This window comes from Pseudothauera nasutitermitis, from assembly GCF_004801295.1.
GTDB classification, from domain to species: domain Bacteria; phylum Pseudomonadota; class Gammaproteobacteria; order Burkholderiales; family Rhodocyclaceae; genus Pseudothauera; species Pseudothauera nasutitermitis.
In genome coordinates this window covers 118386-140701 of record NZ_SSOC01000005.1, presented here as the reverse complement: position 1 = coordinate 140701, position 22316 = coordinate 118386, and the positions used below count along the sequence as shown (strand labels likewise).

Annotated in this window: 18 protein-coding genes; 12 read left to right on the top strand and 6 right to left on the bottom strand. The window is 72.4% G+C overall.

Translation table 11 applies throughout. The annotated features are described in order from the left end of the window. Positions 1–62 precede the first annotated feature (62 nt). From E6C76_RS13805 to E6C76_RS13750, 12 genes are all read left to right on the top strand, one after another. Positions 63–1349: a TIGR03087 family PEP-CTERM/XrtA system glycosyltransferase gene (locus E6C76_RS13805; protein WP_230976282.1), complete on the top strand. Its 1287-nt coding sequence runs from the start codon at positions 63–65 to the stop codon at positions 1347–1349. Next, positions 1346–2923, top strand: a complete 1578-nt coding sequence (gene xrtA, locus E6C76_RS13800; protein ID WP_136348821.1) for an exosortase A — start codon at positions 1346–1348, stop codon at positions 2921–2923. Before E6C76_RS13805 ends, xrtA begins: the two co-directional genes overlap by 4 nt. After that, positions 2920–4071, top strand: coding sequence for a TIGR03088 family PEP-CTERM/XrtA system glycosyltransferase (locus E6C76_RS13795; RefSeq protein WP_136348820.1), 1152 nt, complete (start codon positions 2920–2922; stop codon positions 4069–4071). Before xrtA ends, E6C76_RS13795 begins: the two co-directional genes overlap by 4 nt. Positions 4072–4091: 20 nt before the next feature. Then, the gene (locus tag E6C76_RS13790) at positions 4092–6032 is read left to right on the top strand and encodes an XrtA/PEP-CTERM system amidotransferase (protein ID WP_136348819.1); all 1941 of its coding nucleotides are present in this window, start codon (positions 4092–4094) and stop codon (positions 6030–6032) included. A gap of 2 nt (positions 6033–6034) precedes the next feature. Next, on the top strand, positions 6035–7240 hold the full coding sequence (locus tag E6C76_RS13785; RefSeq protein WP_136348818.1) for a TIGR04063 family PEP-CTERM/XrtA system glycosyltransferase: 1206 nt from the start codon (positions 6035–6037) through the stop codon (positions 7238–7240). Continuing rightward, positions 7237–8346 carry a glycosyltransferase family 4 protein gene (locus E6C76_RS13780; RefSeq protein WP_136348817.1) on the top strand — a complete coding sequence of 370 codons (1110 nt, stop codon included), beginning with the start codon at positions 7237–7239 and terminating at the stop codon, positions 8344–8346. Before E6C76_RS13785 ends, E6C76_RS13780 begins: the two co-directional genes overlap by 4 nt. Positions 8347–8348: 2 nt before the next feature. After that, positions 8349–9728 carry a phenylacetate--CoA ligase family protein gene (locus E6C76_RS13775; RefSeq protein WP_136348816.1) on the top strand — a complete coding sequence of 460 codons (1380 nt, stop codon included), beginning with the start codon at positions 8349–8351 and terminating at the stop codon, positions 9726–9728. A gap of 15 nt (positions 9729–9743) precedes the next feature. Next, positions 9744–11084: a putative O-glycosylation ligase, exosortase A system-associated gene (locus tag E6C76_RS13770; protein WP_136348815.1), complete on the top strand. Its 1341-nt coding sequence runs from the start codon at positions 9744–9746 to the stop codon at positions 11082–11084. Beyond that, positions 11081–12049, top strand: a complete 969-nt coding sequence (locus E6C76_RS13765) for a polysaccharide deacetylase family protein (protein ID WP_136348814.1) — start codon at positions 11081–11083, stop codon at positions 12047–12049. The genes E6C76_RS13770 and E6C76_RS13765 overlap by 4 nt, the downstream gene beginning before the upstream one ends. After that, entirely contained in the window at positions 12046–13017 is a 972-nt protein-coding gene (locus E6C76_RS13760; protein WP_136348813.1) for a glycosyltransferase family 2 protein, read from the top strand. The genes E6C76_RS13765 and E6C76_RS13760 overlap by 4 nt, the downstream gene beginning before the upstream one ends. Next, positions 13014–14000 (top strand): glycosyltransferase family 2 protein, encoded by a 987-nt coding sequence (locus E6C76_RS13755; RefSeq protein ID WP_136348812.1) that lies wholly within the window; start codon positions 13014–13016, stop codon positions 13998–14000. The genes E6C76_RS13760 and E6C76_RS13755 overlap by 4 nt, the downstream gene beginning before the upstream one ends. Before the next feature lie 305 nt (positions 14001–14305). Further along, positions 14306–14668, top strand: a complete 363-nt coding sequence (locus tag E6C76_RS13750) for a DUF1016 N-terminal domain-containing protein (RefSeq protein WP_136348811.1) — start codon at positions 14306–14308, stop codon at positions 14666–14668. A gap of 64 nt (positions 14669–14732) precedes the next feature. On the opposite strand, the gene E6C76_RS13745 is transcribed toward E6C76_RS13750, so the two are convergent. The 6 genes from E6C76_RS13745 to E6C76_RS13720 form a co-directional block, all read right to left on the bottom strand. Further along, entirely contained in the window at positions 14733–15920 is a 1188-nt protein-coding gene (locus E6C76_RS13745; protein ID WP_136348810.1) for a glycosyltransferase family 4 protein, read from the bottom strand. After that, on the bottom strand, positions 15917–16849 hold the full coding sequence (locus E6C76_RS13740) for a glycosyltransferase family 2 protein (protein ID WP_136348809.1): 933 nt from the start codon (positions 16847–16849) through the stop codon (positions 15917–15919). Before E6C76_RS13740 ends, E6C76_RS13745 begins: the two co-directional genes overlap by 4 nt. Then, a complete protein-coding gene (locus E6C76_RS13735; protein ID WP_136348808.1) occupies positions 16846–17613 on the bottom strand; it encodes a class I SAM-dependent methyltransferase in 768 nt (255 codons plus the stop codon). Before E6C76_RS13735 ends, E6C76_RS13740 begins: the two co-directional genes overlap by 4 nt. A gap of 21 nt (positions 17614–17634) precedes the next feature. Beyond that, positions 17635–19083 (bottom strand): lipopolysaccharide biosynthesis protein, encoded by a 1449-nt coding sequence (locus E6C76_RS13730; RefSeq protein ID WP_136348807.1) that lies wholly within the window; start codon positions 19081–19083, stop codon positions 17635–17637. Further along, positions 19080–20873 carry an asparagine synthetase B family protein gene (locus E6C76_RS13725; protein ID WP_136348806.1) on the bottom strand — a complete coding sequence of 598 codons (1794 nt, stop codon included), beginning with the start codon at positions 20871–20873 and terminating at the stop codon, positions 19080–19082. Before E6C76_RS13725 ends, E6C76_RS13730 begins: the two co-directional genes overlap by 4 nt. A gap of 192 nt (positions 20874–21065) precedes the next feature. Next, positions 21066–22304, bottom strand: a complete 1239-nt coding sequence (locus E6C76_RS13720) for a pyridoxal-dependent decarboxylase, exosortase A system-associated (RefSeq protein ID WP_136348805.1) — start codon at positions 22302–22304, stop codon at positions 21066–21068. Positions 22305–22316: the final 12 nt, after the last annotated feature.

Here is a 22316-nt window from a genome sequence, read left to right as displayed (position 1 = left end):
GGAACCACCCAATCCACGTCGCCGCGCCTTGCACTGGAAACCCACTCGGCCGAGCGCGACCCATGAAACCTATGCCAACAGACCCTGGCCCGCCGCTGCTCTACCTCGTCCACCGCATTCCCTGGCCGCCCAACAAGGGCGACAAGCTGCGCTCGTTCAACATCCTGCGCCAACTGGCCGAGCGCCACCGCGTCTATCTGGGCTGCTTCGCCGACCGCGCGGAAGATATGGCCGGCGCCGAGCACCTGGGCGAATGGTGCGCCGAGGTCCACGTCGAGCGTTTGCGCCCGCTGCCCGCGCGCCTGGCCAGCCTGCGCGGGCTGTTGACCGGCGAGGCGCTCAGCCTGCCGTACTACCGCAGCGCCGCCATGCGCCGCTGGGTGGGCGAGGTGGTCGAGCGCGCGGACATCCGCCGCGCGATGGTGTTTTCCGGGCCGATGGCGCAGTACCTGGAGGCGCGCGTCGGGCTGGGCAACGCGGTGATCGACTTCTGCGACGTCGATTCGGCCAAATGGACGCAGTACGCCGAGCACCGGCGCGGCCCCATGGCCTGGCTGTACCGCCGCGAGGGCGAGCGCCTGCTGGCCTTCGAGCGCGCGGTAGCGTTGCGCGCGCGCGCGGCGCTGTTCGTTACCGCCGCCGAGACCGAACTGTTCCGCAAACTCGCGCCCGACACCTCGGCATGCGTCGGCGTCATGCAGAACGGCGTGGATGCCGGGTATTTCTCCCCCGCGCACGTCTTCCCCGAACCCTGGGAACAGGGCGGGCCCACGGTGGTGTTCACCGGGGCGATGGACTACTGGCCGAACATCGACGCGGTGTGCTGGTTCGCCACCGAGGTCCTGCCCCGCCTGCGCGTGCTGGTGCCCGGCGTGCGTTTCTACGTGGTCGGCATGAACCCGGCGCCGGCGGTGCGCGCGCTGGCCGCGCCGGATGTCGTGGTGACCGGCGCGGTGCCCGACGTGCGCCCTTATCTGGCCCACGCGTCCGCCGTGGTGGCGCCGCTGCGCGTGGCGCGCGGCATCCAGAACAAGGTGCTGGAAGCCATGGCGATGGGCCGCGCGGTGGTGGTTTCCGCCGCCGCCGCCAGCGGGCTGGCCGGCGAACACGGGCGCGACTGGCTGGCCGCCGGCGATGCGCGCGCCTTCGGCGAGTGCCTGACTGCGCTGCTCGCCGCGCCGGCCACCGGGGCGGCCATCGGCGCTGCCGCGCGCCGCACGGTGGAGGGCCACTACAGCTGGTCCGCCCACCTGGGCATGCTCGACCGCCTGCTCGATGCCGATGGGGATGGTGCCCTGCCGGCAGCGGGGGCGGCGGGCGCGCCGTGCCCGGCCGGAGCGCCCGCATGAGACGCGACGCGCTGTCCGCCGCCGTGCCGGTGCGCGCGGCGGGCGGGGCCGTGGCGGTCGGCGTCGCGCTGGCCGTCACCTTCGCCTGGATGGTCGGGTGGTACTGGCCCACCGCGCGCGAGATCGCCGGCATCTGGTGGCGTTCGGAAACCTTTGCGCACGGCCTGGCGGTGCTGCCGCTGTGCGCCTGGCTGGTGTGGCGCCAGCGCGCCCGGCTGGCCGGCCTGCGGCCCGCGCCGCGCGCCTGGCCGGCGCTGGCCGTGGTGGCGGGCGCGGGCGTGGCCTGGATGCTCGGCCAACTGGCCGCGGTGGCCGCGCTCTCCCACCTGGCCTTCGCCACCATGCTGGTCGCCGTGCTGGCCGGCGTGCTCGGCGGGCAGGCCGCGCGGGTGCTGGCCTTCCCGCTCGGCTTCCTGTTCTTCGGCGTGCCGCTGGGCGAATTCCTGATGCCCTGGCTGATGGCGCATACCGCCACCTTCACCGTCGGCGCGCTGCGCCTGTCCGGCGTGCCGGTGTTCCAGGAAGGCCTGCACTTCATCGTGCCCAACGGGCGCTGGTCGGTGGTGGAAGCGTGCAGCGGCATCCGCTACCTGATCGCCTCGCTGATGATCGGCACGCTGTACGCCCATCTGCACTACCGCAGCCTGCGCCGCCGGCTGGCCTTCGTCGCCCTGGCGGCGGTGGTGCCCATCGTCGCCAACTGGATGCGCGCCTACCTGATCGTGCTGCTCGGCTATCTGTCCGACAACCGCGTCGCCGCCGGCGTGGACCACCTGATCTACGGCTGGGTGTTCTTCGGCGTGGTGATCCTGCTGATGTTCGCCATCGGCGCGCGCTGGCGCGAAGATTTGCAGCCCGGGCCGGTGCCCACCGCGCCGCGCGTACAGGCCGCCGTGCCTGCCGGCCGCGCGTTGGCGGCGGTCGCTGTGCTGGCGGCGGCCAGCGCGTTCTTCCCGCTGTTGCAGGCGCACCTGGACGCGCCGCAGGCGGATTACCGCGTGGCGCTGGCCTGGCCGGCGGAAGTGCCCGGCTGGGTGGAAGACCCGGCCGCCGAGAGCGAATTCCGCCCGCACTACCTCGGCGCGCGCGGCGAACTGCGGCGCAGCTGGCGGCGCGGCGACGAGGTGGTCAGCGTGCATCTGGCCTATTTCGCCGACCAGCGTCCCGGCCATGAACTGGTCACCTGGTCCAACCGGCTGGTGGCGCCGGAGAGCAATGCCTGGCTGGTCCATGCGCGCGAGGCCGACACCCTGCCGGTGGGTACGGACGGCGGCACGGTTGAAGTGCGCCGCGCCACCGTCACGCGCGCCGACGAGCGCCTGCGCGTGGCGGTGTGGGAGTGGTACTGGATGGACGGCCGGGTGGTCACCAGCGAAGTGCGCGCCAAGGTGCTGAAGGCGCTCGACCGCCTCACCGGGCGCGCCGACGATGCTGCCTACATCGCCCTGCTGGTGCCGCAGGGCGACGACCCCGAGGCCGCCCGGCGCAGCGCGCGGGCGTTCGCCGAGGCCGCCGGCCCGGCCCTGCTGCGCGTGCTCGACGACGCGGCCGTGCAGGCGGGAGCGCAACGATGAGCGACCCGCGTCCGCTGATCGCCCACGTGCTGTACGGCTTCCGCGTCGGCGGGCTGGAGAACGGCGTGGTCAACCTGATCAACGGCCTGCCCGAGTCGCGCTACCGCCACGCCGTGCTCTCGCTCACCGACAGCTGCCCGCGCTTTCGCGCGCGGGTGGCGCGCGCGGACGTGGAATTCATCGACCTGAGCAAGCCGCCGGGGCACGGCTTCCGCCTGTACGGCCGGCTCGCCGCGCTGTTCCGCGAACTGCGCCCGGCGGTGGTGCACACGCGCAACCTGGCCGCGCTGGAAGTGCAGGTGCCGGCGCGCATGGCCGGCGTGCCGGTGCGCATCCACGGCGAGCACGGCTGGGACGTCGGCGACCCGCAGGGCACGCGCCGGCGCTACCAGTGGGTGCGGCGCGCCTACCGGCCCTTCGTCACCCGCTACGTGGCGCTCTCCGCCCAGCTGGAGGGCTATCTGAACGCCCGCGTGGGCGTGCCGGCGGCGCGCATTGCGCGCATCTGCAACGGCGTGGATGCGCGCCGCTTCCATCCCGCCGAACGCGGGCGCGAACCGCTCGCCGGTTCGCCGTTCAACGCATCCGCGCTGCGCGTGATCGGTACCGTGGGCCGTCTGCAGGCGGTCAAGGACCAGACCCTGCTGGTGCGCGCCTTCGCCCGCCTGCTGCGCAGCGAGCCGCAACTGGCCGCGCCGCTGCGCCTGTGCATCGTCGGCGACGGCCCCTTGCGCGCCGACCTCGAACGCACGGTGGCGGAGGCCGGGCTGGGCGGGCGGGTGTGGCTGGCCGGCGAGCGCGACGACACGCCGGAGGTCATGCGCGCGCTGGACGGCTTCGTGCTGCCCTCGCGCGCCGAAGGCATCTCCAACACCGTGCTGGAGGCCATGGCCAGCGGCCTGCCGGTGATCGCCAGCGCGGTGGGCGGCAACCCGGAACTGGTGGACGCCGGACGCACCGGCACGCTGGTGCCGGCCGGCGACGAAGAAGCGCTGGCCGCCGCGCTGGCCGGCTGGCTGCACGCCCCGCAGCGCGCCCGCGCACAGGGGCTGGCCGGGCGGGTGCGGGTGGAAGAAGGCTTCAGCCTGGATGGCATGGTGGCGCGCTACGCCGCGCTGTACGACGAATTGCTGGCCGCGGCCGGCTGACAACGAGAAGGACCCACCCCATGTGCGGCATCGCCGGCATCTTCGACCTGCGCGGCACGCGCGAGCTGCCGCGCGAGCTGGTCGGGCGCATGAACGACGCGCAGTTCCATCGCGGCCCGGACGAGGGCGGACTGCATTTCGAACCCGGCGTGGCGCTCGCCCACCGCCGCCTGTCCATCATCGACCTGGCCACCGGCCAGCAGCCGCTGTTCAACGCCGACGGTTCGGTGGGCGTGGTGTTCAACGGCGAGATCTACAACTATCGCGAACTGGCGGCGGAGCTGGAAGCCCTCGGCCATGTGTTCCGCACGCGCAGCGACACCGAGGTCATCGTGCACGCCTGGGCGGCCTGGGGCGAGGCGTGCGTGAAACGCTTCCGTGGCATGTTCGCCTTCGCCCTGCATGATCGCGCGCGCGCCACGCTGTTCCTCGCGCGCGACCGCCTGGGCGTGAAGCCGCTGTACTACGCCGAGCTGGCTGACGGCACGCTGGCCTTCGGCTCCGAACTGAAGGCGCTGATGTGCCACCCCGGGCTGGACCGGCGCATCGACCCGTGCGCGGTGGAGGAATACTTCGCCCTCGGCTACGTGGCCGAGCCGCGCACCATCTTCCTCGGTGCGCGCAAGCTGGGCCCCGGCGAAACCCTGTGCGCGCGGCGCGGCCAGGCGCTGCCCGAGCCGCGCGCCTACTGGGACGTGCGCTTCGCCGTGGACGGCCCGGCGCCCTCGCTGGAGGACGCCAGCGCCGAACTGCTGGAGCGCCTGCGCGAATCGGTGCGCCTGCGCATGATTTCCGAGGTGCCGCTGGGCGCCTTCCTGTCCGGCGGGGTGGATTCCAGCGCGGTGGTGGCGACCATGGCCGGGCTGAGCGATGAACCGGTGAACACCTGCTCCATCGCCTTCGACGACCCGCAGTTCGACGAAGCCGCGTTCGCCCGCCAGGTCGCCGGGCGCTACCGCACCCGCCACCACGTGGAAACGGTGAAATCCGACGACTTCGACCTCATCGACCACCTTGCCGCGCTGTACGACGAACCCTATGCCGACAGCTCGGCCATCCCCACCTGGCGGGTCTGCCAGCTTGCCCGCAAGCACGTCACCGTGGCGCTTTCCGGCGACGGCGGCGACGAGAGCTTCGGCGGCTACCGGCGCTACCGCCTGCACCTGATGGAAGAGCGCCTGCGCGGCGCCCTGCCGCTGGGCCTGCGCCGCCCGCTGTTCGGCCTGCTCGGCCGGGTGTATCCCAAGGCCGACTGGGCGCCGCGCGTGCTGCGCGGCAAGACCACCTTCCAGGCCCTGGCGCGCGATTCGGTGCAGGCCTACTGCCATTCCGTCTCGCTGCTGCGCGAGGAGCAGCGCCGCGCGCTGTTCTCGCCGGCCTTGCGCGCCAGCCTGGGCGGCTACCGCGCGCTGGAAGTGTTCCGCCGCCACGCCGCGCGCGCCGACACCGACGACGCGCTTGCGCTGGTGCAGTACCTGGACCTGAAGACCTATCTGGTCGGCGACATCAACACCAAGGTGGACCGCGCCAGCATGGCGCACTCGCTGGAAGTGCGCGAACCGCTGATGGATCACCCGCTGGTCGAATGGCTGGCCGGGCTGCCGCGCGAGCTGAAGGTGCGCGGCGGCGAGGGCAAGGTCCTGCTCAAGCGCGCCTTCGAGCCCATGCTGCCGCACGAGGTGCTGTACCGCCCCAAGATGGGCTTCGCGGTGCCGCTGGCGCGCTGGTTCCGCGGCCCGCTGCGCCAGCGCGTGCGCGATGCGGTGCTGGGCGAGACGCTGGCCGCCACCGGCTGGTTCGACGCCCGCCAGCTGCGCCATCTGGTCGAGGCGCACCAGAGCGGCGCGCGCGACTACAGCGCGCCGTTGTGGTCGCTGTTGATGTTCGAAGCCTTCCTGCGCAATGCCGGCGCCGCCAGCGGCGCGCTGCCGGCGCGCGCGGCCCTGGGTGAGGTGGCCTGAACATGCGCATCCTGCACGTACTCGATCATTCCATTCCGCTGCACAGCGGCTACACCTTCCGCAGCGCGGCCCTCCTGCGCGAGCAGCGCGCGCTGGGCTGGCAGACCTTCCACCTCACCTCGCCCAAGCAGGGCGCCTGCGCGGCGGAGGTGGACGAGGTCGATGGCCTGTTGTTCCATCGCACGCCGGTGCCGCCGCCCGCGCCGCCGGGCTTCCACGAAGTGCGCCTGATGCGCGCGCTGGAGCGCCGCCTGGAGGCGCTGGCGGCAGAACTGCGGCCGGACATCCTGCACGCCCATTCGCCGGTGCTCAACGCCATCCCCGCGTTGCGCGTGGGGCGCCGCCTGGGCATTCCGGTGGTGTATGAGATCCGCGCGTTCTGGGAGGACGCCGCCGTGGACCACGGCACCGCGCGCGCCAACGGCCCGCGCTACCGCGCCACGCGCGCGCTGGAAAGCTGGGCGCTGCGCCGCGTGGACCACGTATTCACCATCTGCGAGGGCCTGCGCGGCGACATCCTCGCGCGCGGCATTCCGGCCGAGCGGGTCACGGTGATCCCCAACGCGGTGGATGTGGAGGACTTCCAGCCGGCCGGCGTGGCGGACCCGGCGCTGCGCGCACGCCTGGGGCTGGACGGCGCCATCGTGCTGGGCTTCGTCGGCTCCTTCTACGCCTACGAGGGCCTGGACCTGCTGATGCGCGCGCTGCCGGCGCTGATCGCCGCGCATCCCACGCTGCGCGTGCTGCTGGTCGGCGGCGGGCCGGCGGAAGGCAGGCTGCGCGCGCTGGCCGCCGAACTCGGCGTGGCCGGGCGCGTGGTGTTCACCGGGCGCGTGCCGCATGCCGAGGTGGGGCGCTACTACGATCTGATCGACCTGCTGGTGTACCCGCGCCATTCGATGCGCCTCACCGAACTGGTCACCCCGCTGAAGCCGCTCGAAGCCATGGCGCAGGAGCGCGTGTTCGTCGCCTCCGACGTGGGCGGCCACCGCGAGCTGGTGCGCGACGGCGAGACCGGCCGCCTGTTCGCCGCCGGCAGCCCGCAGGCGCTTGCCGACGCGGTCGGCGAGATGCTCGCGCGGCGCGCGGAATGGCCGGCCTTCGGGCGCGCCGGGCGCAGTTTCGTCGAACAGGCGCGCACCTGGTCGCGCAGCGTGGCGGCCTACCGCCCGGCCTATGCCGGGGTGCTCGGCGGGCCGGCCGCATGAACTGGCACGGGCTGCGCGTGGCGCTGGTCGGGCCGCTGCCGCCACCGGCCGGCGGCATGGCCAACCAGACCCGCCAGCTTGCCGAACTGCTGCGCGGCGAAGGCGCCGAGGTGGAGGTGGTGGCGGTCAATGCGCCGTATCGCCCGGCGTGGCTGGGCGGCCTGCGCGGAGTGCGCGCGCTGGCCCGCCTGCTGCCCTATCTGGCCGCGCTGTGGCGTGCCTACGGGCGCGCCGACGTGGCGCATGTGATGGCCAATTCCGGCTGGTCCTGGCATCTGTTCGCCGTGCCGGCGGTGTGGCTGGGCGTGCTGCGCGGTGTGCCGGTGGTAGTCAATTACCGTGGCGGCGAGGCCGCCGGCTTTCTCGCCGGGGCCGCGCCCGCCGTGCGCTTCACCCTGCGCCGTGCCGCCCAGCTGGTGCTGCCCTCCGGTTTCCTGCTGGAGGTCTTCGGCCGCCACGGTATGCCCGGCCGGGTGGTGCCCAACATCGTCGATCCGCAGCGCTTCCACCCCGACGCCGCGCGGCGCCGCGATGAGCAGGCGCCGCATCTGGTCGTCACCCGCAACCTGGAGGCGATCTACGGCATCGATACCGCGCTGCGCGCCTTCGCCGAAGTGCGCCGGCGCTACCCGCGCGCGCGCCTGTCGGTGGCCGGCGAGGGGCCGCAGGGCGCCGAACTGCGCGCGCTGGCCGCCGAACTCGGCGTGGCGGATGCGACCTGCTTCACGGGGCGCCTGGAACGCGAACAGGTGGCCGCGCTGTACCGTGACGCAGACCTCATGGTGAACCCCAGCAACGTGGATAACATGCCCAACGCGGTGCTCGAAGCGCTGGCCAGCGGCGTGCCGGTGGTGAGTACCGCGGTGGGTGGCGTGCCCTGGATGGTGGCGCACGAACGCACCGCGCTGCTGGTGCCGGCGGACGACGCGCAGGCCATGGCGCAGGCCGTGCTGCGCGTGCTCGACGATGCGGCCCTGCACCGGCGCCTGGCCGAGGCCGGGCTGGCCGAGGCGCAGCGCTACCGCTGGGAAGCCGTGCGCGGGCAATGGGCCGCGGTGTACCGCGCCGCGCTGCGCCAGTATGCGCTGGCGGTCGGTGAGGAGTGAGGATGTCGGCGTCGTTGTATACCCGGTTGGTTTCCGGCCTGCTGTTTCCGCTGCACGAGCGCCTCAAGGGGCACGGCAGCGTGCGCGCCCGGCGCGCGCTGGAGGACTCCCAGTGGTGGCCGCGCGAGCGTATCGAGGCGCTGCGCGTCGCGCGTCTGCGCGCCCTGCTGGTGCAGGCCGGCACGCACGTGCCCTACTACCGCGAAGTGTTCGCGCGCATCGGCTTCGATCCGCGCGAACTGCATACGCTGGCCGACCTGCGTGCCTTGCCCTTGCTCACCAAGGCGTTGGTGCGCGAGCACGTGGATGCCCTGCGTGCCGACGACGCGCGCGCGCTGGCGCGCTTTAACACCGGCGGTTCCAGCGGCGAGCCGCTGGTGTTCTACATCGGCCGCGAACGCGTCGAACGCGACGTGGCGGCCAAGTGGCGGGCGACGCGCTGGTGGGGCGTGGACATCGGCGACCCGGAAATCGTCGTGTGGGGGTCGCCCATCGAACTGGGTGCGCAGGATCGCCTGCGCGCGCTGCGCGACCGCGTGCTGCGCACCGAGCTGCTGCCGGCCTTCGATATGTCCGCCGCGCGCCTGGACGAATTCGTCGCGCGCATCCGCGCGCGCCGCCCGGCCATGCTGTTCGGCTATCCTTCGGCGCTGTGCCTGATCGCCCGGCACGCCGAGCAGCGCGGCCAGCGCCTGGACGACCTGGGGGTGCGCGTGGTGTTCGTCACCTCGGAACGCCTCTACGATCACCAGCGCGAAACCCTGCAACGCCTGTTCGGCTGCCCGGTGGCCAACGGCTACGGCGGGCGCGACGCGGGCTTCATTGCCCATCAGTGCCCGGCCGGCGGCATGCATCTGAGCGCCGAGGACGTGGTGGTGGAAATCCTCGACGGCGAAGGCCGCGTGCTGCCCCACGGCGAGGCCGGCGAGATCGTCGTCACCCATCTGGCCACGCGCGACTTCCCGTTCATCCGCTATCGCACCGGCGACGTCGGCGTGCTCGACGACGCGCCCTGCGCCTGCGGGCGCGGCCTGCCGCTGCTGCGCGAGATCCAGGGGCGCAGCACGGACTTCGTGGTGGCCGCCGACGGCACGGTGATGCACGGCCTGTCGCTGATCTACATCCTGCGCGATCTGCCCGGCGTGCGCGCCTTCAAGGTGGTGCAGGAAGCGCTGGATCGGGTGCGCGTGCTGGTGGTGCCGGGCGAAGGCTTCGGCGAGAGCGGGCGGCGCGCCATCGACGAGGGCTTCCGCCGCCGCCTGGGCCAGGGCGTCACGGTGCAGGTGGAAGAGGTCGGCGAGATTCCCGCCGAACGCTCCGGCAAGTTCCGCTACATCGTCAGCAAGGTGGCGCCGTCCGCCGGCGGCGCAGCGGCCGCCTGAGCAGCCGGAGCGGACATGCGCGATCTGCTGATCCTCGCCATCGTCGCCGTCGCCGCGCTGCTGGCGCTGCGCCGGCCGTGGATCGGCGTGATGCTGTGGACCTGGCTGAGCATCATGAATCCGCACCGCTACGCCTGGGGCATCGCCTACACCGCGCCGGTGGCCATGGTGGCCGCGCTGGTCACGCTGATCGGCCTGCTGTTCACCCGCGAGCGCAGCCATCCCTTCAAGGGCGCGCCGGTGTGGTGGTTCCTCGCCTTCGCGGTGTGGGTCACGCTGTCCTGGCTGTTCGGCGTGGACCCGGTGGGCGACTACCCGCAGTGGGACAAGGTGATGAAGATCTACCTGATGACCTTCGTCGCCCTGATGCTGCTCGACAACCGCCACCACATCATGGCCTTCGCCTGGGTCACCGTCGGCTCGCTGGCTTTGCTGGGCCTCAAGGGCGGGCTGTTCACCGTGCTCACCGGCGGCAGCCATCGCGTGTGGGGGCCGATCGACTCCTTCATCTACGACAACAACGCCTTCGCGCTGGCGCTCATCGTCACCATTCCGCTGCTGCACTTCCTGCAGATGCAGGCGCAGTCGCGCTGGCTGCGCCACGGCCTCACACTGACCATGCTGCTGTGCGCGGCGGCGGCGGCCGGCTCGCATTCGCGCGGCGCCTTGCTGGCGATGATCGCCATGGGCGCGGTGTTCTGGTGGCGCAGTGAGAAGAAGGGGCTGATGGGCGTGCTGATCGCCTTCGTCGCGCTCATCATGCTGCCGATGATGCCGCAGGAGTGGTGGGACCGCATGGCGACCATCTCCGAGTACCAGGAGGACGAATCGGCGATGGGCCGCATCAACGGCTGGATCGTCGCCTTCGAGGTGGCGCGCGCGCATTTCTTCGGCGGCGGCATGAGCTATCAGCACCAGCACTTCTTCGATCTGTACGGCACCTACAACAACTTCGTCATCGCCGCGCACAGCATCTACTTCCAGATCCTCGGCAATCACGGCTTCGGCGGGCTGTTCCTGTATCTGGCGATGTGGCTGTCCACCTACCGCAGCGCGAGCTGGCTGCGCCGCAACGCGCGCGACCTGCCGCAGGCGCGCTGGGCCGCCGACCTGGGCGCGATGGTGCAGGTGGCGCTGATCGGCTTCGCCGCGGGCGGCGCCTTCCTCAGCCTGTCGTACTTCGACCTGCCCTACAACATGCTGGTGATGGTGGTGCTGGCGCGCCGCTGGGTGGAAACGCGCGGCTGGGAGCGCGACCCGCCGGGCACGCTGCTCGAATACGCCGGCCTGCGCCGGCGCGTGCCCCCGGCCCCCGCTTCTCCGGCCGGCACGGCAGCGCGGAGCCGTACCTCATGAGCCTGCGCCTGGCGATGCGCCTGGCCGCGCCGCCGGGACCGGGCGGCGCGCTCAGCATCCTGATCTTCCACCGCGTGCTGGCCGCGCCGGACCCGCTGTTCCCCGACGAACCCGACGTGCGCCGCTTCGACGCGCTGCTCGGCTGGCTGCGCCAGTGGTTCAACGTGCTGCCGCTCGCCGACGCGCTCGTCCGCCTGCGCGCAGGCCGCCTGCCGGCGCGCGCCGCGGCGATCACCTTCGACGACGGCTACGCCGACAACCTGCTGCAGGCCGTGCCGCTGCTGCGCCGCCACGGCCTGCACGCCACCTTCTTCATCGCCAGCGGCTTCCTGGACGGCGGGCGCATGTGGAACGACACGCTGATCGAGGCCGTGCGCGCCACCCGGCTGACCGCGCTGGATGCCGGCATCGCCGACCTGCCCGAATTGCCGCTGGACGGCGTGGAAGCCCGCCGCGCCGCGCTCGCCCGGCTGATCCCGGCGGTGAAGCACCTGCCGCCGCCCGAGCGCGCGGCCGTGGTGCAGCGCGTGGCCGGGCGTTGCGGTGCCGACCTGCCCACCGACCTGATGCTCACCAGCACCCAGTTGCGCACGCTGCGTGCCGCCGGCATGGACGTCGGCGCGCATACGCTCACCCATCCCATCCTCGCACGCACCGATGCGGACGAAGCGCGCCGCGAAATCGCCGAGGGCCGCGCGTTGCTGGAGAACATCCTGGGCGAGCGCGTGGCGCTGTTCGCCTACCCCAACGGCAAACCCGGCGCGGACTACCGCCGCGCGCACGTGGACATGGTGCGCGAACTGGGCTTCGACGCCGCACTGTCCACCCGGCCGGGGGTGAATGCCGCCGGCGCGGATTTCTTCCAGCTCGCCCGCTTCACCGCCTGGGACCGCCCGCGCTGGCGCTTCGGCCTGCGCATGCTGGACAACCTGCGCCAGCGCGCGCCCGTCACGGTGGACGCATGAAGATCTCCGTCGTCATCCCCACCTTCAACCGCCGCCACCTGCTCGGCGAGGCCATCGACTCGGCGCTCGCGCAGGGCGAGCCGGGGCTGGAGGTCGAAGTGATCGTGGTCGATGACGGGTCCACCGACGGCACGCTCGAATGGCTGGCCGAGGCGTATGCCGGCAAACCCGTGCGCGTGCTCGCCAACGCGCGCGCCAAGGGCCCGGCCGGCGCGCGCAACACCGGCATGCTGGCCGCCGATGGCGAACTGGTGGCCCTGCTGGATTCCGACGACGCTTACCTGCCCGGCCACCTGGCCGCCGCCGCCGCCGCGTTCGCCGCGCATGCGCAACTCGGGCTGGTGTTCGGCCGCGCGCGCTATGAGCAGGACGGCGTGGCGGTGGACTACATGGGCCCCAACTTCGAGCGCAAGCTGGCGCAGGCCCCACTGGCCTTCGAGGCCGGCGGCGTGCGCGGCTACGGCCCCGGCTGGTTCGCCCATCTGCTGGAGCACGGCTGCTACTTCAACCTGTCCTCGGTGGTGCTGCGCCGCGAGGCCGCGCGCGAACGGATGGACGAGCAACTGCGCATCGCCGAGGACTACGAGTTCTGGGTGCGCCTGGCGCGGCGCTGGCCGGCGGCCTGCCTGCCGGGCGAGCACATCCGCTACCGCCTGCACGACGCCAACATCTCTTTCGAATCCTCGGCCAGTGCCGCCGAGCATGCGCCCATGCAACTGGCCGCCTACCGCCTGATGCTGGACTATCCCGGCCTGGCGGACGCGGAGCGCGCGTGCATCCGCGACCACATGGCCGGCGTGCTGTTCGACTGGGGCTGGCGCTGCCGCCAGCACCGCCGCCTGGGCGAGGCCGCGCGCCGCCACGCGCAGGCGCTGCGTTTCGGCCGGCGCGCGCGCAACCTGCTGGCGCTCGCCAAGCTGCCGCTGGCGGCGCTGCGCCCGTCCGGCGGCATGGAGCCGGAACGGTGAACGCCGCCGATCTGCCCGCCGATGCACCGCGCGGCACGGCCGCCGCCGGCCTGCCGTTGGTGTCGGTGGTGATCCCCGCCTACAACGCCGCCGATTACGTGCTGGAGGCCATCGCCAGCGTGCGCGCGCAGGACTACGCGGCGCTGGAGATCGTGCTGGTCGACGACGGCTCGCAGGACGGCACGGCCGAACTGGTGCGCGCGGCCGCGCCCGAGGTGCGCATCGTCCGCCAGGACAACGCCGGCGTGGCGGCCGCGCGCAACACCGGGCTGCGCGCGGCGCGCGGCGAACTGATCTGCTTTCTGGACGCCGACGACGGCTGGTTCCCCGGCAAGCTGGCGGCGCAGGTGGCGTACCTGCGCGCGCACCCGGAAGTCGGGCTGGTGTATCACCGCTGGCTGGTGTGGCGGCCGGACGCCGACGGCGGCTATCGTCCGCCGCCGCGTCCGCAGGTGGTGGACGGCGGGATCAACGCGGCGCGTTCCGGCTGGATCTATCCACAACTGCTGCTCGACTGCATCGTGCATACCTCCACGGTGATGATCCGCCGCGAGATCGCCGAGGCCGTGGGCGGCTTCGACCCGGAACTGAAGAACGGCGAGGACTACCATTACTGGCTGTGCGCCTCGCGCCTGTGCCGCATCGACCAGCTGGCCGGGGTGTATTCCTTCTACCGCGCCGTGCCCGGCAGCCTGACCAACCGGCCCAAGCCGGTCAATTACGAGTATTTGGTGGTCGAGCGCGCGCTGCGCGAATGGGGCGCGGCCGCGCCGGACGGCACCCGCGTCGCGCCGCGCGCGCTGGCGCGGCGCCTGACCAAGCTGGCGATGGATTTCGGCTACGGCCATTACCACGGCGGCTCGCCCCGGCTGGCGGCACAGGCCTATCGCACCGCTTTGCGCCACGATCCGCTGCGCTGGCGGGCCGCTGTGTATTGGCTGGCGGCGAGTCTGAAGGCGCTGGGTGGAGGTGGCGGGCGCTGAACCCCGTGCTGCGGAGGCGTTCGCCGGCCAGGTTGGACCGGTGTGCGCCGGTACGGCGGCCCTGTGTGGGAGGTCGTCCGAGGGGGCGTTCATGGGCATGGCCCTCGGCTCATGCGCTCCCGCCCTTCGGGTTCCCGCGCCGGGGGGCGCTCTGCCGGCCGGGCCGGAACTCGGGCGCTGCGCGCCCTCGGACAGCTGGCCCGGACTTCTCCGGCAGAGCGCCCCGGCGCGGCGGGAGCGAAATCGCCGATGTCCATACCCATGAACTCCACGTGCAGTAGTGCCATTCCGGCGATTGGGAATCGTTGATCGAGCGTCTGGCAAAAGATCTGACGCAGCGATTCGGGCGTGGCTTTTCTCGACGCAACATCGAGCAGATGCGCCAGTTCTACCTGGCGTGGCCGATTGCGCAGACACTGTCTGCGCACGCAGGCCCCGGCCTTTCCGTTGCCCTGGTCCGCCAACGTGCGCGGGCGACGATGCAAGGCGTTCATGGCACTGCTCGTCGGCGATTTTGCGACCGCCGTGCCGGGAGCCGCTTTGCCGGGGAAGTCCGGGCCGGCTGTCTGAGGGCGCGCAGCGCCCGAGTTCCGGCCCGGCCGGCGGAGCGGTTTCCGGCGCGGGAACCCGAGGGGCGGGCGCGTATGAGCCGACGGGCGGTGCCATGAACGCCGGAACCGGCTGGATCGCAGTCCCCCGTGGAATACACGGCGCCGGAAAACCCGTCCCGCTTCAGACCCCGAACACCCGTCCCGCGCGCCCCAGCAGATTGCGCAGGTTGGCGGCGATGCGCCGGCGCAGCGTCCAGGCCGGCAGTTGCGCGGGCGTGGCGGCAATGCGCCGGTAGTGTTGCAGGTACTGCGCGCGCAGCACGCGCAGGTCGTAGTCGCGCTGGACGATCTGCGGCCCGCGCGCGCGCAGTTCGTCCAGGCGCGCGGCGGGGGTGTCGCGCAGCGCGGCGGTGAGCGCGCCGGGCTGCTTCATGTCGAGGAACACGCCTTCCTGCACGATCGCCTGCTGGTTGGGGTGCCGGGTGCAGAACACCGGCAGGCCCATCGCCAGCGCCTCGATGTAGGCGATGCCGAAGGTCTCGAACAGCGAGCCGAGCACGAATACGTCGGCGGCGGCGTAGGCCTGCGGCAGGTCCTCGTGGGCCAGGGTGACGAAGTGCGCGCGCCCCGGCATCAGCCTTTCCGCCAGGGCCTTGATCGCCGGGCTGTCCTCGTTTTCCTGGCCGGCGGCGATCAGGTGCCAGCCGGGCAGCGCGGCGACTTCGCGGATCACGTGGTCGGTGCGCTTGTGCCAGTAGCAGAGGGTGCCCACGCTGATCGCCACCGGCGCGTCGGCGGGAATGCCGTGGCGCGTGCGGAAATCGCCCGCCGGCACGCCGGGGTGGAAACGCTGCGGGTCTACGCCGTGGGGGATCAGGAAGGCCTTGCCGCGCGCGCTCTGGCGCAGGTTCCAGGCGCTGTGCTCCTGCACGTGGTCGCAGGGCGGCAGGCTGCGGGCGGGGATGGCCCCGCCGTTGGAGAACACGATGCGCGGCACGCGGGCGAACAGGTGGCGGTGGGCGTACAGCACCTCGCAGACCTCGCGCTCCAGGCAGTGCAGGATGTCGTAGCCGCCTTCGAGCAGCGGGCGCAGCGCGGCGTAGGCGAAGGTGAGCGCCTCGATGCGGCAGCGTTCCTGTTCGCGGATGGCCTCGGCCCAGTGCGGCGAGCCGGTAAAGTGGATGCGCTCTAGGCAGGCCGCGCGGCGCGGCAGGTTGGCGACCACCACCTCGCGTTCGGCGGGCTCGCCGCCGCCCTTGAACAAGGTGATGTCCACCTCGCCGCGCAGCAGATCGAACAGGCCGCGCGCGAAGACTTCGTGGCCGCGCGCCACGTGGCCCAGGCCGGAACACAGCAGGGCGATCTTCATGGCGCGCTCCGCGTGGCTTGGCGGGCTTCGTGGAGATAGCCGCGCAGCAGGGCAGCTTCCCAGTCGGCGGTGAACGCGGCGTCGTGGTCGCGGCGCAGGCGGGCAAGCAGGCGGCGCAGCTGTTCGTCGAGGAGGCGGCGGTACTTCCAGCGCGGCGCGCCGAGCAGCAGACGCTCATCGGCGCGCAAGGCCGGGCGCTCCTGGTGGAACATGTGGCGGCCGAGGCGGTAGGCGCGCCCGACGATCCATTCGCGCGACAGCTGGTGCGGGCGGATGAAATGGCCTACGCGCGCCTGCGCGCAGAACCACGCGCGGTGGCCCAGGCGCTCCAGGCGGCCGGTGAATTCCACCTCGCTGCCCATCACGTAGTTGCCGGCGGCCGGGCCGACGCCCTCGTCGAAGCGCTGGCCCTGGTCGAACACGCGCCGGCGGATGGCCATGTTGGCGCCCCAGGCCTGTGCGGCGGGGATCGGTCCGCTGGCCAGTCCGGCCGGGGTGATGGCGAAGGTGGCGCCCAGGTTGACCAGGCGGCCGATCCATTCCGGCGGCTCGTGGGGCCACAGCGCCTCGATGCGCCCGCCGAAGATGTCGTAGTCCGGCTGCTCTGCGGCGCAGCGGCACAGCGCGGCCAGCCAGTCCGGCGCGGGCGGGGCGTCGTCGTCGGTGAACACGACCAGATCGCCGCTGGCGTGCTGCAGGCCCAGGTTCAGGGCGAGGTTCTTGCCGCGCCGCCCGGTGCGCAGCACGGTGAGCGGCAGGCGCCCGGCGTAGCGCGAGAGGATGGCCGGGGTGTCGTCGGTGGAGGCGTTGTCGATGACCACCAGCCGCCATCCGCCGCGCGGCGCTTCGAGCAGCGTGTGCGCTTCGAGCACGCGCAGCAGCGTGGCGGCGCCGTTGTAGGTGGCGAGCAGGACGGTCGCGCCGGTCATGTTCCGGCCCCTGTGGGCGAGAGCAGGACGCAGCCTTTTTCGGCGGGCAGGTCGTGGGCGGTGAAACCGGGATATTCCGCCAGCCAGCGGCGTACCACGGCACGCTCGTCGGGGCGCGCGGCATCGTCGAGGAAGACGTGGCAGCGCGCGGACAGCTGCCCGTGCAGGCGGGGCAGCGCCGGGTAGCGCGCCAGCGCGCCGATGGCGGCGGGTGGGCCGTCGATCACCAGCAGGTCGATGGGCTCGGCGAGTTCGAGGGCGTCCAGCGCGTACCAGGGCGCGCCGCCTTCCGTGTCGGCCTGCAGCGGGGCATCCACCACCCAGGCCCAGCGGTCCAGGCCGTGCGCGGCGAGCAGGCGGCGCACGCGGCGCGCATGGCGCGGGTCGTGCTCCAGGCTGAACACGCGCCCCTGTCCGTTGGCGCGGCAGCAATAGGCCAGCACCACGGTGCTCGACCCGGCGCCGCATTCGACGATGGTGCGCGGCGCCGCGGCCAGCACGTGGCTGGCGACGTGCTGCAGGAAGTCCGGCGAGGCGGCCCAGCCGCGCAGCGGCGGCAGGGGTTTTTCGGGGCGGATCAGCTGTACGAGGGCCTGATAGGCCTGGAACTGGTGGAACAAGGCGTCCGATTCGTCCTTCAGCGCGTTCAGTGTACTTTCGATGCGGTAGCTGGCCAGATGCACCTTGCGCAGCTTGTGCAGCAGGTACAGCGCCAGGGCGAGGTTGAGGACGAGGAAGGCGGGAATGAGCAGGGCGCTGTTCATTTGCAGGGACTCGAAGCGGGATCAGTTCCATCCGGGGCGCAGCATGCGCAGCGCGCGGCGGAACAGGGGCTCGTCGGCGAGCGGATGGCGGAAAAGGGCCACCGCCGCCACCCAGGCCAGCGCGCACAGGGTGGCGGACAGCAGCAGGCGGGCGATGCCGCCGCCCTGGGGGGCGAGCAGCACCAGCAGCGGCGGCAGCATGCAGGCGGCGGTGACCAGCAGGCTCTTCTTCAGGCCGCCGAACAGGGCCGGCAGGTCGTTGGCCTGGCCGCGCGCCTTGACGCGGTAGATGTAGGGCACCGAGAGCACGAAGAAGGCGGCGAACAGGATCGCGAAGCTCAGCATGTTCTGGAAGGCGATCACCCCGCCGACCAGCACCACCGCGCGGATGGGCTGGATGACCAGATCGATGCGCGTGGCCAGATCGATGCGCCCGCGCGCGGTGAGCAGCGGAATGACCAGCGAGCAGGTGGCGCCCGCCGCGCCGGCCAGGCAGAACCACGGCACTAGCGGCGCGGCGGCGTCCCACTGGGGGCCGAACAGCAGGCGCAGCAGTTCCAGCGCGTGGAGCGCGGCAAAGGCATAGAACGGCCAGGCCAGCACGGTCACCGCCGCCACCGCGTGGGCATGGCGGGCCTCCAGGTCGTCGTTTTCGCGGAAGGCGCGGGCGAACGCCGGATAGGCCACGTTGCGCACCGCGCTCATCACGTCGCGGTGGAAGAGGTTCATCAGCCCCTGTGCGCGGCTGATCATCGCCACCGGGCCGAAGCCGAGGATGCGGCCGATGGCCAGGTCGTTGATGTCCATGGAGATGCTGGTGACCACGTTGGCCGCCGAACTGCGCGCGCCGAAGTGCAGCAGCTTGCGCCATTCGCCGAAGGAGGGCAGCAGCACGCGGCGCTCGCTGCGCGCCAGCCAGGCGCCCGCGCCGGTGGCCAGGTTGCCGGCCAGCGCGCCGATGGCCAGGCCGTTGGCGCCGAAGCCGCGCAGCGCCAGGGTGATGGTGACGGCGAAGCCGACCAGCGCGGCCACCAGGTTGACCGCCGCGAGGCGCTTGAACTGCAGCTCGCGGCGCAGCAGGGCGACGGAGATGGAGCAGAACGGCAGCACCAGGAAGTTGAGCGCACCGATGCGGATGGTGTCCACGATGCGCGCGTCGCGGTAGAACCCGCCGGCCAGCGGCGCAGCGGCGAACACCAGCACGAACAGCGCGGCGCCGATGACCAGCGAGAAGCCGAAGGCGGTGCGGATGTGTTCGTCGTTGAGTTCGCGCTCCTGGATCAGGAAGTTGCCCACGCCGAAGTCGCGCAGCACCTGGGCGATGCCGATCAGCGCCAGGGCGACCGAGAACAGGCCGATCTCTTCCGGGGTGAGCAGGCGGGCGACGAGGATGTTGCCGGCCAGCGAGAGCGCGATCAGCGCATAGCGCTCGGCCATCGAGAAGGCCAGCGCGCGGCGCACCGAGGTCATGGCGCGGGGTGCCCGGGCAGGGCCGCGCCGGGGTGGGCACGCAGCCACAGTTCGAGCATGGTGAGAATCCACACCATCTCGCCGTAGTAGCCGGGGTGGGCGGGCAGGTGGCGGGCGAGCAGTTCGTCGATGAACGCCGGGCGCACGATGCCGCGCCCGGCCAGCGTGCCCAGCGCGTCGGCGGCCAGGCGGCGCAGGCCGTCGTGCCGGCAGGCCCACACGCCGAAGGGCAGGCCGAAGCCGTGCTTCTTCTTGGCGAGGATCTCGTCGGGCAGGAAGCCGCGCAGGGCTTCCTTGAAGAACCAGCGCAGGTTCAGCCCCTTGAGTTTCCAGGACGGCGGCAGGCGCAGGGAGAAATCCACCAGATCGTCGGAGAGCAGCGGAAAGGCCACCTCCAGGCCGGCCAGCGCGGTGGTGCCGACTACCTTGGGCAAGTCGTTGTCGGCCAGCGTGAACACCCAGTCGTAGGCCAGCAGGCGGTTGATCTGCGCGGCCCCGGCGCTGTGCGCCCACACCTCGCGCTGGCGGGCGAAGGGGGCGTCGGTGTCCACGCGGGCCAGGAAATCGGCCTCGAACACCTCCCGCGTGCCCAGGCGCAGCAGCAGGTTGTACCTCTGCAGGCGGTCCGGCAGCGGCACGCGCGCCTGCTCGACGTAGCTGGCGCCCTTGCGCGCCAGCGGCAGGCGGCCGAGCGGGCCGCCCAGCAGCGGTTCCAGCACGCCGCCGCGCAGCGCGGCGGGCAGGTGCTCGTAGAGGCCGAAGATGCGTTGGCGGGCATAGCGCGTGTTGCCGCCGAACAGTTCGTCGCCGCCGTCGCCGGCCAGCAGGCGTTGCACGCCGGCTTCGCGCGCGCGCCGCGCGCAGATCCACGCCGGCACCGCCGAGGAGTTGCCGAAGGGCTGGTCGTAGTGCGTGGCCACGCGCGGGATGCCGTCGAGCAGGTCGTCGGGCGTCACGTAGTACTCGTGGTGCTCGGTGCCGAAATGGCGCGCGGCGATGCGTGCGTAGGCCATCTCGTCGTAGCCCTCGGCGTCGAAGCCCATGGACCAGGTGCGCGCCGGCTTGCCGAGCACCTTGCACAGCATGCCGGAGACCGTCGAACTGTCGGTGCCGCCGGACAGAAATGCGCCGCATTCGGCGCCCTGTGCGGCGTGCGCCACGGACTGTTCGACCAGGCCGAGGAATTCCGCGCGGCGCGCGGCGAAGTCGTCGGTGGCGGGTTCCTCGAAGCGCGGCATCCACCAGCGCCGCACGTTCAGGCGGCCGTCGTGCCAGTGCGCGCAGTGCCCGGCCGGCAGGCGGGCCACTCCGTCGAATACCGTGCGCGGGGCGGGGATGACGTGGAAGAACAGGTAGTCGAAGATGGCCTGCGGATCGAGCGCGCGGGCTTCGCCCGGCACCGCGTCGGCGCGGTCGGAAAAGGCGAAGTGGTGCGCGTCGGCGGCATGGCACAGCGGCCAGGTGGCGAAGCGGTCCACCGCCAGCCATACCGAGGCGGCGCGGGTGTCGATGATCGCCACGGCGAAGCGCCCGCGCGCACCGTCGGCCGCGCCTTCGGCATGGCGGCGCCAGGCCGCCAGCCAGCCGGCCGCCTGCCCGCCGGCGGCATCGATGCCGGGCAGTTCAGCTTGCCCGCGCGCGGCGCAGATCAGCGGGCCGTCGGTGAGGAGGTCGTAGCCCGGGGCGCTGCCCAGCGCGCCGCCGCCGAACAGGGTACGGGTCAGTGCCGGCGGCAGAGTGGGAAGTGGAGCGGCGTCGGCCTGCAACAGGCCGACGAGGGATGCGGACATGGAAACCCCGGCAGGCGATGCGAAACGGATGCCTGGGCAAGGTTAGCAAAAGGCCCCCGCCTGCCGGCGCCGACATGGCGCCGGCCGTGACATTGTTCATCCGGTGCAAAGTTGTACCGGTGGGGGCGGGGCCCTGCATCACGCCCCCACCTCGGCACGCCTCCACGGACGGGAGGAAGGCGATCCCGGCGGCTAAACCAGCACCTCGACCACCGCCGGATGGCCCAGGAAGCGTTCCGGGCTGGCGCTGGCGCCGTAGGCGCCGGACTGGAAGATCACCAGCAGATCGTCCTCCTGCGCGTGGCCCAGCGGCATCTGTTCGGCGAGCAGGTCGAGGGGCGTGCACAGCGGGCCGACCACGCTGGCGTCTTCGCCGGGCGCCGCGTCCATGCGCGTGCCGACGGCGGCCGGGTAGTTCTTGCGGATCACCTGGCCGAAGTTGCCGGAGGCCGCCAGATGGTGGTGCAGGCCGCCGTCGGTGACCAGATAGGTGCGCCCGCGCGAGACCTTGCGGTCGAGCACGCGGCAGACGTACACCCCGGCCTCGCCCACCAGGTAGCGGCCCAGCTCGATGGTCAGCGCGGCCTGTGGCAGTTCCCCGGCGGCGCGCTCGACGAGTTGTTGCAGGTTGGCACCGATGGGGGCGAGATCCAGGCGTTCCTCGCCGGGGAAGTAGGGGATGCCGAAGCCGCCGCCCAGGTTGAGCACGCGCACCGGCGCGGGGGCCTGCGCGGCCAGGCGCAGGGCCAGTTCGAAGCTTTTCTGCTGGGCCTCGACGATGGCCTCGGCGCGCAGGTTCTGCGAGCCGGCGAACAGGTGGAAGCCCTCGAAGGCCAGCCCGGCGGCGGCGATTTCGGCGAGCAGGGCAGGCACCTGTTCGGCGTCCACGCCGAACTGCTTGGGGCCGCCGCCCATCTTCATGCCGGAGGATTTCAGTTCGAAATCCGGATTGACGCGCACCGCCACGCGCGCTGGCAGGCCCAGGCGCTCGGCGGCAGCGGCGAGCAGGGGCAGTTCGCGGAAGGATTCCACATTGACCAGCACCCCGGCGGCCACCGCCTGTTCGAGTTCGGCCGCGCGCTTGCCGGGGCCGGCGAAGCTGATCTCGGCCGGATCGGTGCCGGCGTCCAGGGCCACCTTGAGTTCGCCGCCGGAGGCCACGTCGATGCCGTCCACCCGCCCGGCCATATGGCCGACCAGCGCCGGCATGGGGTTGGCCTTCATGGCGTAGTGCAGGCGCACTTCGGGCGGCAGCGCGGCGCGCAGCGTGCGCACGCGGTCGTCGAGCAGGCCGCGGTCGTAGGCGTAGAAGGGCGTGCTGCCCACGCGCGCGGCCAGCCGGCGCAGCGGGATGCCGCCGATCAGCAGTTCGCCGTCGGCGCTGTGGAAGTGCTTCATCGGCGCGTGCGCCGGTTTGCCGGGGGTATTCATCGTGCGGGGTCC

Bases quoted from the DNA above. Each gene is read 5' to 3' on its own strand.
- E6C76_RS13805 (WP_230976282.1), top strand. From the start codon at position 63: ATGAAACCTATGCCAACAGACCCTGGCCCGCCGCTGCTCTACCTCGTC.
- xrtA (WP_136348821.1), top strand. From the start codon at position 1,346: ATGAGACGCGACGCGCTGTCCGCCGCCGTGCCGGTGCGCGCGGCGGGC.
- E6C76_RS13795 (WP_136348820.1), top strand. From the start codon at position 2,920: ATGAGCGACCCGCGTCCGCTGATCGCCCACGTGCTGTACGGCTTCCGC.
- E6C76_RS13790 (WP_136348819.1), top strand. From the start codon at position 4,092: ATGTGCGGCATCGCCGGCATCTTCGACCTGCGCGGCACGCGCGAGCTG.
- E6C76_RS13785 (WP_136348818.1), top strand. From the start codon at position 6,035: ATGCGCATCCTGCACGTACTCGATCATTCCATTCCGCTGCACAGCGGC.
- E6C76_RS13780 (WP_136348817.1), top strand. From the start codon at position 7,237: ATGAACTGGCACGGGCTGCGCGTGGCGCTGGTCGGGCCGCTGCCGCCA.
- E6C76_RS13775 (WP_136348816.1), top strand. From the start codon at position 8,349: ATGTCGGCGTCGTTGTATACCCGGTTGGTTTCCGGCCTGCTGTTTCCG.
- E6C76_RS13770 (WP_136348815.1), top strand. From the start codon at position 9,744: ATGCGCGATCTGCTGATCCTCGCCATCGTCGCCGTCGCCGCGCTGCTG.
- E6C76_RS13765 (WP_136348814.1), top strand. From the start codon at position 11,081: ATGAGCCTGCGCCTGGCGATGCGCCTGGCCGCGCCGCCGGGACCGGGC.
- E6C76_RS13760 (WP_136348813.1), top strand. From the start codon at position 12,046: ATGAAGATCTCCGTCGTCATCCCCACCTTCAACCGCCGCCACCTGCTC.
- E6C76_RS13745 (WP_136348810.1), bottom strand. From the start codon at position 15,920: ATGAAGATCGCCCTGCTGTGTTCCGGCCTGGGCCACGTGGCGCGCGGC.
- E6C76_RS13740 (WP_136348809.1), bottom strand. From the start codon at position 16,849: ATGACCGGCGCGACCGTCCTGCTCGCCACCTACAACGGCGCCGCCACG.
- E6C76_RS13735 (WP_136348808.1), bottom strand. From the start codon at position 17,613: ATGAACAGCGCCCTGCTCATTCCCGCCTTCCTCGTCCTCAACCTCGCC.
- E6C76_RS13730 (WP_136348807.1), bottom strand. From the start codon at position 19,083: ATGACCTCGGTGCGCCGCGCGCTGGCCTTCTCGATGGCCGAGCGCTAT.
- E6C76_RS13725 (WP_136348806.1), bottom strand. From the start codon at position 20,873: ATGTCCGCATCCCTCGTCGGCCTGTTGCAGGCCGACGCCGCTCCACTT.
- E6C76_RS13720 (WP_136348805.1), bottom strand. From the start codon at position 22,304: ATGAATACCCCCGGCAAACCGGCGCACGCGCCGATGAAGCACTTCCAC.